We start from the raw sequence: 1,321 nt of genomic DNA, 5'->3' as shown, positions 1-1,321 counted from the left end.
GCGGCGCCGAGGGCGATGAAGGAACGACGCTGCATGGCCTGGCTTCCGCGCGGTGTGAGGAAAGGCGAGGATCGGCAGCACATCGCCCCCGCCGCCCGCTGTCAATGATATTTCATCTTCACCGGCGATAATGAAATCTGTAATGGAATCGACATTCCGCCCAGCCAGGGAGCATCGCATGCCGAGCCAGCCCACCCGCCGTGACGCCCCCTACGCCCCCGGCGAAACCTCTCTGCTGCTGGTCGACATGCAGAAGATCTGGTGCGAGCGGACCCCTGGGCATGATGGCGGCGATTACTACCATGACCGGCTGGACCGGCTGGTGGTGCCGAACCAGCAAAGGCTGCTGGCGGCGGCGCGGGCGGCGGGGGTCGATGTGCTGCACACCGTCATCGAAAGCCTGACCCGGCACGGCCGCGACCGCTCGCTGGACCACAAGCTGTCCGACATGCATGTGCCGAAGGGCGCGCCGGAAGGCCAGGTGATCGACGCGCTCGCCCCACTCGTTGACGAGATCGTCCTGCCGAAGACCTCCTCCGGCGTCTTCAACTCGACCAACATCGATTATGTCCTGCGCAACCTCGGCACGCGCATGCTGATCGTCGCCGGCGTGATCACCGACCAATGCGTCGACATGGCGGTGCGCGACGCGGCCGATCGCGGCTATCTGGTGACGCTGGTGACCGATGCCTGCGCCACCTACACGCCGGAGCGCGACGCCGCCGCGCTGGCCGCCTTCGCCGGCTATTGCTGGGAGACCGACACCGACACCGTCGTCGCCCGCCTCGAAGCCTTGCGCGCCGCCTGAGGAGCGAAAAGATGACCGCAGCGATGCCGGAGCTCGCCACCTGCCTGACCACCGACCTGGTGGCCATCACCCGCGGCCGCAGCTTTCCCGCCGGCGCCCTCGACGGCTATCTGGCCCGCGGGACCGGCTGGGTGCCGGCCAACATGGCGCTGACCCCCTTCGACGTCATCGCCGAGGACAACCCCTGGGGCTCGGCCGGTGACCTGCGGCTGCTGCCCGACCCGGCGACGAAGCTGCGGCTGGAAGGCCTCGGCGCCTCGCCGCTGCATTTCTTCCTGTCGGATATCGCGACGCTGGACGGCAAGCCCTGGGATTGCTGCCCGCGCAGCCTGCTGAAGCGGGCGCTGCAGACCCTGCAGCAGGAAACCGGCTTTTCGCTCCTGTCCAGCTTCGAGCATGAATTCCAGCTGCTCGGCGCCGACTGGCCCGCGGCGCCGGCCTTCTCCCTCGCCGCCATGCGCCGCGCCGATCCTTTCGGCCCGCGGCTGCTGCATCTGATGGAGCAGGCCGGGC

Annotated in this window: 1 protein-coding gene and 1 pseudogene; both read left to right on the top strand. The window is 68.5% G+C overall.

Going from position 1 to position 1,321, the window contains the following annotated elements; translation table 11 throughout:
• The first annotated feature begins 178 nt into the window (after positions 1–178).
• On the top strand, positions 179–808 hold the full coding sequence (locus tag BKE38_RS27295; protein WP_076960337.1) for a cysteine hydrolase family protein: 630 nt from the start codon (positions 179–181) through the stop codon (positions 806–808).
• A gap of 11 nt (positions 809–819) precedes the next feature.
• Positions 820–1,321, top strand: a pseudogene (locus tag BKE38_RS27290) (glutamine synthetase); the annotation flags it as partial.

Origin of the sequence: Teichococcus deserti (assembly GCF_001982615.1) — a bacterium.
GTDB classification, from domain to species: domain Bacteria; phylum Pseudomonadota; class Alphaproteobacteria; order Acetobacterales; family Acetobacteraceae; genus Pseudoroseomonas; species Pseudoroseomonas deserti.
The sequence above is the reverse complement of the archived record's forward strand: the minus strand, read 5'-3'. Positions and strand labels throughout refer to the sequence as shown.